This is a genomic window from Alicyclobacillus sendaiensis NBRC 100866, assembly GCF_001552675.1.
In the GTDB taxonomy this organism is placed as follows: domain Bacteria; phylum Bacillota; class Bacilli; order Alicyclobacillales; family Alicyclobacillaceae; genus Alicyclobacillus; species Alicyclobacillus sendaiensis.
The window spans coordinates 1-7,612 of record NZ_BCRQ01000089.1 but is presented as its reverse complement, the minus strand read 5'-3'; the positions used below and the strand labels follow the sequence as shown (position 1 = coordinate 7,612).

Genomic DNA, 7,612 nt, shown 5'->3' with positions numbered 1-7,612 from the left:
CGATATGGGGAAGAACGGGGCCATGCGCGGCGCGGGGCGCGGCTGTTTTTGAACCGCGCCCCGTCGACTCAAAGGGCATTTCCGGTTGCATTTCCGGTTGCATTTCCGGTTGCATTTCCGGTTGCATTTCCGGTTGCATTTCCGGTTGCGTTCCCGGTGGCATTCCCGGTCGCGTTCCCCGTAGTGTTTCCGGCGGTGCCACCACCCACGCCGGCCGACGTCGGCCAGTCGGATAGATGGAGACCCGGCGGCAACGTCGGCACCAACGGCTGATACTGATAGACCGCCTTCTCCGATATCAACACGTCGAAGGAGCGAATCATTTTGGCCCCGTCCTTGCCGAATGTGGAAACGAGCGCTGATTCAGACAGCGGAATGTCGTAGGAGACAGCGAGATCGGCAATGCGCGGCGCGCCCGACGAACGGTCGATCTCGATGACGACCTGTCCTGGCACGTGTCCGAATATCTGAGCATCGCTTTGCGCCGAAGCATTCGTCGCGCCCATTTGGCCTAATGCATTCGCAATGCGAGCCATCGCCGCTGGATTGAGCTGCGCGTGAAACACATCCAAGCCGCCATTCTGCCCCGCCCACGTGACGTTCGTAAACACCCCTTGCCACTCAGGCACGTATTGCGCAGACGCGCCCTCAGCATGGGTGACGTTTGTCCAACCCGAACCGTTTGTCTGCAAGTAAAGGACGCCATCGTCGTCGACCTCTTGCGCTGTGCTTGTCTTCGCACCCATGTGGTCTGTTGCCTCGGCCACAGCGTACACCTGCGAACCCGTGCGCATTTGCTGTGCAGACAGCGTCATTTGAAAAACGTTCTTGTTCAGCGCTTGGTCCAACTGGTTGAGTTCCGATTGAATGCCCGGTTGGCTCTGGAGTGCCGGAGCAAGCTCCACTTTGAAGGCCTCATTTACGGTTGCCGTGAACTGAATGAACGGAGCTTGTCTCGAGTTTTGAAGGGCCTCCAGGAATTCTTGCCGCTCCGTGGAGGATAACATCCAGGAGCCAGGAATGGGGCCCACCGCCTTGGCCAATTGCCGCAGGCCATTCAAGAACGCCGTCGCCTGTGACACGGTCATGGGTCCCGCCTCTGTCATCAGCCCTTCTTCACGTGCCCACGCCACGGGAGACACGGTGCCCAAATTCATGTGGTACAGCTTGGCTGCCATCTCCGCAGCCTGGGCGGCCGTCAGTGGATCGCCGGTGCCAAACCGTTTGGCGGTATCCGCCTTCACGAGCCCGAGCTCGATCGCCTTGTGCACATATCCCCACAGCGTGGAGCGCGCAGGTACATCCACATAGGGGGACCGGCCGGACGGATCCGGCTTCACCGATGCTTGTTGCAACAACAACCGGAGAAAGGCACCCTTGGTTTCCACGGCATCCGCGCTCACCGCCATCGGAACACAAGCGGAGAGGGCCAAAGCAACAGCCAGCGCAGAACCCACCTGTCTCTTCTTTCCCATCTCGAGAACCCCCTTCGCAATTGGAAGTCGTGACAACTCATTCTAGCCCGAGAACCCAGTGATCTGGAAGAACAAATTTCAAGTATCTTCTGTTCAGTCGCACCTGACTCACGGCCTGAAACAGAGCGGCGATCCCGCCTTTCAACCAGGCGAGATCGCCGCTTTAAGTGGAGGATAGGGGACCAAACAGCCGCAGGGAGTGGGCTCGCCTCAGCTCGCGACTTCCCGCGTCACGCGCTGGATGATGGCGTCCGGCAGGCGGTAGACGACGCCGGAGGGATCGGCGTGGACGAGATCCACCATCTTGCCGAGCTGGCGCTTGTCAAGCTGGTAATCGGCGAACGTCGCGGGCAGGCCGACCTGTTCGCGCAGGTCGCGGATGCGTTGGATCAACGCCTCGAGCGCGGCATCGGGATCGGACGGCGCGTCGAAGCCGACAGCCGCCATGAACTCCCGCACGCGCGGGCGGTAGAAGGCCGGCATGGCGGCCATGACGTTCGGCAACAACACGGCGTTCGCGAGGCCGTGCGGGATGCCGAACTTTGCGCCGAACGCGTGGGCCATGTTGTGCACGGGAATCGCGTTCAACGCGAGGCTGAAGCTGATGATGGCCATGGTGCTCGCCATCAGCATGTTGGCGCGCGCCGTGAGATCTTGCCCGTTCGCCACGGCCTTGGGCAGGTTTTCGAAGATCATGCGCGCGGACTGGATGGCGTACGCGTCGGTGAACGGGTTGGCCTGCGGCGAAAAGAAGCCCTCGATGGCGTGCGTCAGCGCGTCAAAGCCGGTGAACGCGGTGATGCTGGGCGGCAGGCCGACGGTGAGCTCCGGATCGAGAATGGCGATATCCGCGTTGATAAACGGATTGATGAGATTCACCTTCACGCCGAGATCGTCGTGGAACACGACGGCGATGGGCGAGGCCTCGGCCCCGGTGCCGGCGGTGGTGGGCAGCGCCACGTGCGGGATGAAGATGGGCTGCGCGTCGGGCCACATCTCGAGCACATTGCCGATGAGCGACGGGCGGATGTCCGTAAGCCCGCGGCTCGCCATCCACTTGATGCCTTTGACGGTGTCGAGCACGCTGCCCCCGCCCAGCGCGATGAGGCTGTCGGCCGCGCACTCGCGGTAGGCGCGCGCCGCCTCGTTGATGATGTGCGCCTTCGCGTCCTGTTCGACGCGATCGAACACGCCGGCGATGGTGACGGGCGTGGGGACGAGATCGAACAACTCGAGAATTTTGTCGAGCAGCCCGGCGCGGACGAGGCCGGGATCGGTGACCAGGAAGGCCCGCTTGCCGCCGAGCCCGCGGATGGTCTCGGGCAGAAGGACGCGCGAGCCGACGCCGTTCGTGATGGTGGTGCGCGCCATGAATTGGAATCCAGATCGAACGTAGGGCATGGGAGGACCTCCTCGCAGTCGTCGATGCGTCACGCCCTGTCGGGCAGGACGATGGAGTACCAATGGCGGTTTTCGACCTCGTGTACGAGCGACGCGTGAACGTGCTTGAGCTGCGTGTATTCGTCGAGCGCGTAGCGGCCGATTTCGCGCCCGAAACCGCTCATCTTGTAGCCGCCGAACGGCGCGTCGCTGCGGAACATGTGCCAATCGTTGACCCAGATGGTTCCTGCGCGAATCTCGCGCGCCACGCGGTAGGCTTGGTTGAGATCGCGCGACCAGACGCCCCCCGCCAAGCCGTAGACGGTGTCGTTGGCGAGGCGGATGGCCTCGTCGACGTCCTTCGCCTTCATCACGGCGAGAACGGGGCCGAAAATCTCTTCCTGCGCAATTTTCATGCGGTTGTCTACATCGGCGAAGATGGTCGGCTCCACGAAATAGCCGCCCTCGAGCCCGGGCACGTTGGCGCGCGATCCGCCGCAGACCAGGCGGGCCCCTTCCTGCTTCCCGGACTCAATGTAGCCGAGGATGGTTTTGAGCTGCGTCTCCGAGATGATGGGGCCCATGCCGACCTTCTCGTCGAGCGGGTTGCCGATCCGAATGCGCGAAGCGGTCTCCGCCAGGCGCTGGACGACGTCTTCGTAAATGGCCTCGTGGACGATGACGCGCGTGCCGCACTCGCACACCTGACCGCTGTGCAAAAAGACGCCGAACAGGATGCCCGGGATGGCCAGGTCGAGATCGACGTCCGGCAGCACGATGGCCGGGGATTTGCCGCCGAGCTCGAGCGTCACGCGCTTGACCCCTTGAGCGGCGAGCTGCATGATGCGCTTGCCCACCTGGGTCGAGCCCGTGAAGGCAATTTTGTCGACCTCGGGATGGGTGACGAGCGCCTCGCCCACAGACGAACCTGGCCCGGTCACCACGTTGAACACGCCCTTGGGCAGACCCGCTTTGACGGCGAGTTCCGCCAGCTTGAGCGTCGACAAAGGCGTGTTAGAGGCCGGCTTGATGACGATGGAATTGCCCATCGCGAGCGCGGGCGCCAGCTTCCACATGGCGAGGATGAGGGGATAGTTCCACGCCGTGATCCCCGCGCACACGCCCACCGGCTCGCGCCACACCTGGTTGTGGCTCGGCTGCGGGAAGGGCCGCAGGGGCAACGTCTTCGCGTACTCGTACTCCTGCGCAAACTTCGCCGTCTGCTGGAGCAGATCCACGATGAGCAACAGGTCGGCGTTCGATACCCGCCGGACCGTCGCCCCGGAGGTCAAGATCTCCAGAAACGCAATCTCCTGCGCGTGCGCGACGATCTCGTCCGCAAAGCGCATCAGGACCTTCGCCCGCTCGTCGGGTTTGGCTCGCGACCACTCGCCAGACTCGAACGCGCGCCGCGCGCTGCGCAGGGCGCGGTCGACGTCGCGCGCGTCCGACTTCGCCACCCGCGCGCAGGGCTGGCCATTCGCCGGGTTGATGACCTCAAACATCTCGCCGCTTTCGGCAGGCGTGTACTCGCCGTCGATGAACATCCCATACTCAGGGAGTTTCACAGTGGTCATGACCATGGTTTGCCCTCCTCTGCCCGGTGCGACACCGCCTGCTGCGAGACGATGTGCTCCTCTATCAGCGCGCGAAGCGCTTCCACCTGCTGCTTGAGCGATTCCATCTCGCCGCGAATCCGCGCGAGTTCCGCGCGATCCGCCTGGGCCTGCTTCTGCCGCTCCATGCGCCACTGCATGAACCACTTGAACAGAATCTGGTTGGAATAATCCTGGGCAATCATGTCGCGCAGGGCGTCTTCGAGCGTCTCGCGCTTGCCCTTGGGGCCGTGATCGCGCCCGTAGAGCAGGTGCTTCTCGAGGATTTTTGGGATGTCAGGATTGTTCGGCCCGCCGGATTGGCGGTAAAACGCCTCGATGCGCTTTTGCATCGTGAGCTGCTCCTGCGCCTCGCGCGACAGGCCGGTCGGCTCCTCCCCGCCACCGCGGATAGGCATCGGCTCCTTCGACTGAAATTGCACCGCCATACACATCTCCTCCGCTGCCGGTTAGATTCGCTTCTTCGATCGGATGGTGCTCCACAGCGCTGACAGCCCGAGCGCCACGCTCGCCGCCACGCCACCCCAGCCGAGATCGACGATGCCGCCGTGCACCACAGGCCGCGTGTCGGCAAAGGCGAGCAAGATGGCGCCGCCGAGGAAGAACGTCCCGGACATCGTGGCGAGGAGGAGCTTGTTCACCACGCGGTGGAGCGTGCGCACGGCCTGGTGGGACAATTGCGCGTCCAAATTGACTCGGAAGTCATTCCACTCGAAGTGCTCGAGGATCTTGTTCAGGCGCCGCGGTAGGGTCGCGGTCAGCTTGGCGAATTCCGCCGCAAAGCTCGCGTTCGTGTGGTAGTTGAACCGGCGCATCATCCAGCGCCTGAGAATTTGCACGTCGGCGATCTCGACGAGTTGGTGGTAGGAGATTTCCGGGCAGAGCCAGCGCGCGGTGCCTTCGGCCGCCGAGAATCCCTTCGTCCAAAGCGCCAGGCCGTTTGGGATGCGGCAGTAGTTGCGGGCCGCGATGACGATAGTGCTGAGCAGGAGGTTGCCCCAGTTGTAGTAGCTCGCCTGCGTGCTGTTGGTGTAATGGATGAGAAGCGAGCGCAGCTGATCGCGCAGGCGGACGAGATCCGTGTATCGCGTGGGTTCGTAGATGTCGAGCAGCGCTTCGATGGCGTCCTCCTGCTGGTTCACGCGCACGTGCATGAGCATCCGGAAGATGGCCTCCGTGTGCGCGGCGTCCATGCGGCCGACGAGCCCCCAGTCCAAGATGGCAATCCGCTTGGTCCGGCGGTCCACCATGAGGTTGGACGCGTGCGGATCTGCGTGATAGTTGCCCTCGACAAACGCTTTCACGTAGTAATGTGCGAGATCGGTCATGCGTTCGAGGCGCTCTTCAAAGGTGAAAAAGTCGACCGGGAAATCCTTCAGGTTCCACCCGTCGATGAATTCCATCACGAGCACGCGCTCGGTCACGTGGTAGACCTCGGGGATGTACAGCGTCTCGAACTCCGCGACCATCCCCCGCTGCTCTTCCATAATCTCGGCCTCGCGGCGGAGGTCGAGTTCGTTCATGGTGCTGCTGTAGTAGTCCTCAATGATGCCATTGAGATCCAGCGACACTTCGAGCTGCGGCGGCAGCAACTTCTGCAGGCGCCGCACGAGCTTGCGCACGTTGTTGATGTCGACCTGGAACAGCTTGTCGACGAGGGGCCGCACAATCTTGACCGCCGCCATGCGGCCGTCGGCAAGCTGCGCCCGATACACCTGCGCCAGCGACGCCGAGCCGAGCGGATTCGGGTCGATCCAGCGAAACACCTCGGCCCAGTTGGGAATCTCGTCCTCGAGCACGGCCATCATGTAGTGAAAGGGCAGCGGGGGTACGCTGTCGAGGAGGAGCGCGAGTTCCGCCGTCACCGCTTCGGGCAAAAGCTCCTGCCGCGTCATGATGACCTGGCCCAGCTTGATGAACGTGGGCCCCAGCTCTTCAAAGGCCGCCCGCAGGCGTTGCCCCAAGAGGCGCTGGCGGGCCTCCTCATCCCGGCTCCTGTCGCGAAGCGCGTGCAGCACGCCGTGTTTTACAAGCGCTTTCACCACCTCGCGCTGACGCTTGCTCGGCGTGATCTTGCGGCGCTCTCGCTCGATATATCTCCGTGCACGGGCCAGCTCGTTTCGTTCTTCCGTGTTCAACGCAACCGCCATCTGACGCACCCCCTCACAATTCGCCCTGCCTCCCGCACAAGCCCGGCCGGCCTGCGCGTGGGACGGCTCACACGACGCTCATTTTTCTTGGAGTATACAATCCCGAATCGTCTGCCTATATCCCGAGAACCGGGGGAATTCGGGAGGCACCCCCCAGAACGAGGGGGGAGGCGAAAGGCAAACGTCAGGATTGGGGGCCCGACACGAAGCGCGTGTGCACGATGAAGCGGAGAGGCGCAAATCCGAAGTAGTCGAAGGGCCAACACGTTTGCAGGGTCAGCGTTTCGCGCGGTGTGGGCCCCGTCACCAAGGTGTCTGTCGGAGGGACGATCTGCGTCCATGTCACCCGGTACGTGAATGTCCCGTAGGGCGTCTGAAACTCGACGCGATCGCCCACGTGAATCCGGCTCAGGACGCGGAAGACGGTGTCACGATGCCCGGCCACGTAGACGTTCGATCCCTGCCCGGGGAGCGCGGTGGACGGATCGTGCCCGGCGCCGAGGGCGAGATCGGCCCACGTGTCGCCTTGCACCACAGGCACTTGCACGCGCTGAGCCGGGAACACGAGTTCCCCGATTTTCTCCCCGTTTCGCGGCGGAGGCACCCAAAGCGGGGCATCTGCGCCATGCGAGCGAGGACGCACCGGGGGTTGGTACAGCGGCAGCGGGCGCTTGTTGACCCAAACTGTCTCCCACAGGTACGCCCATCCAGCATCTCCTGCGATGACGGCCCCCGATAAAGCGATAAGAAGCGGAACGGCCCGCGCCGCGAGCGCGAGCCGCCGTTTGACGTTCGCCTTCATCCCCCTCGCCTCACCGTTCACACCAAGAAACGTCGCGTGCAACGCCACACCGGGACGGCCGAACCTCCGCCGAGCATGAGAAGCGCGAGGCCCAGGGCGATCCAAAGTGGCAGCCGCGTGGACGTCTGAGGCAAGAGCCCCGTGGTCGTCCCCTGAGGTAGTCGCGCGGAGACGATGATGTGACCGGGG

6 protein-coding genes are annotated in these 7,612 nt (G+C 63.4%); all 6 read right to left on the bottom strand.

Annotated elements, in window-relative coordinates:
• Positions 1–68: 68 nt before the first annotated feature.
• Positions 69–1,475 (bottom strand): S-layer homology domain-containing protein, encoded by a 1,407-nt coding sequence (locus tag AS26_RS12880; protein WP_062310345.1) that lies wholly within the window; start codon positions 1,473–1,475, stop codon positions 69–71.
• Positions 1,476–1,685: 210 nt separating this feature from the next.
• Complete coding sequence (locus tag AS26_RS12875; RefSeq protein WP_062310342.1) at positions 1,686–2,876, bottom strand: iron-containing alcohol dehydrogenase; 1,191 nt, start codon at positions 2,874–2,876, stop codon at positions 1,686–1,688.
• A 29-nt stretch (positions 2,877–2,905) separates the two neighbouring features.
• Positions 2,906–4,438, bottom strand: a complete 1,533-nt coding sequence (locus AS26_RS12870) for an aldehyde dehydrogenase family protein (protein ID WP_062310339.1) — start codon at positions 4,436–4,438, stop codon at positions 2,906–2,908.
• A complete protein-coding gene (locus AS26_RS12865; protein ID WP_062310336.1) occupies positions 4,429–4,899 on the bottom strand; it encodes a hypothetical protein in 471 nt (156 codons plus the stop codon). Before AS26_RS12865 ends, AS26_RS12870 begins: the two co-directional genes overlap by 10 nt.
• Positions 4,900–4,920: 21 nt before the next feature.
• The gene (locus tag AS26_RS12860) at positions 4,921–6,621 is read right to left on the bottom strand and encodes an ABC1 kinase family protein (protein ID WP_062310334.1); all 1,701 of its coding nucleotides are present in this window, start codon (positions 6,619–6,621) and stop codon (positions 4,921–4,923) included.
• 184 nt (positions 6,622–6,805) lie between these two features.
• Entirely contained in the window at positions 6,806–7,423 is a 618-nt protein-coding gene (locus AS26_RS12855) for a class D sortase (protein ID WP_062310333.1), read from the bottom strand.
• Positions 7,424–7,612 lie beyond the last annotated feature (189 nt).

Excerpts from the sequence above, each read along its gene's own strand:
- AS26_RS12880 (WP_062310345.1), bottom strand. The coding sequence starts at position 1,475 with ATGGGAAAGAAGAGACAGGTGGGTTCTGCGCTGGCTGTTGCTTTGGCC.
- AS26_RS12875 (WP_062310342.1), bottom strand. The coding sequence starts at position 2,876 with ATGCCCTACGTTCGATCTGGATTCCAATTCATGGCGCGCACCACCATC.
- AS26_RS12870 (WP_062310339.1), bottom strand. The coding sequence starts at position 4,438 with ATGGTCATGACCACTGTGAAACTCCCTGAGTATGGGATGTTCATCGAC.
- AS26_RS12865 (WP_062310336.1), bottom strand. The coding sequence starts at position 4,899 with ATGGCGGTGCAATTTCAGTCGAAGGAGCCGATGCCTATCCGCGGTGGC.
- AS26_RS12860 (WP_062310334.1), bottom strand. The coding sequence starts at position 6,621 with ATGGCGGTTGCGTTGAACACGGAAGAACGAAACGAGCTGGCCCGTGCA.
- AS26_RS12855 (WP_062310333.1), bottom strand. The coding sequence starts at position 7,423 with ATGAAGGCGAACGTCAAACGGCGGCTCGCGCTCGCGGCGCGGGCCGTT.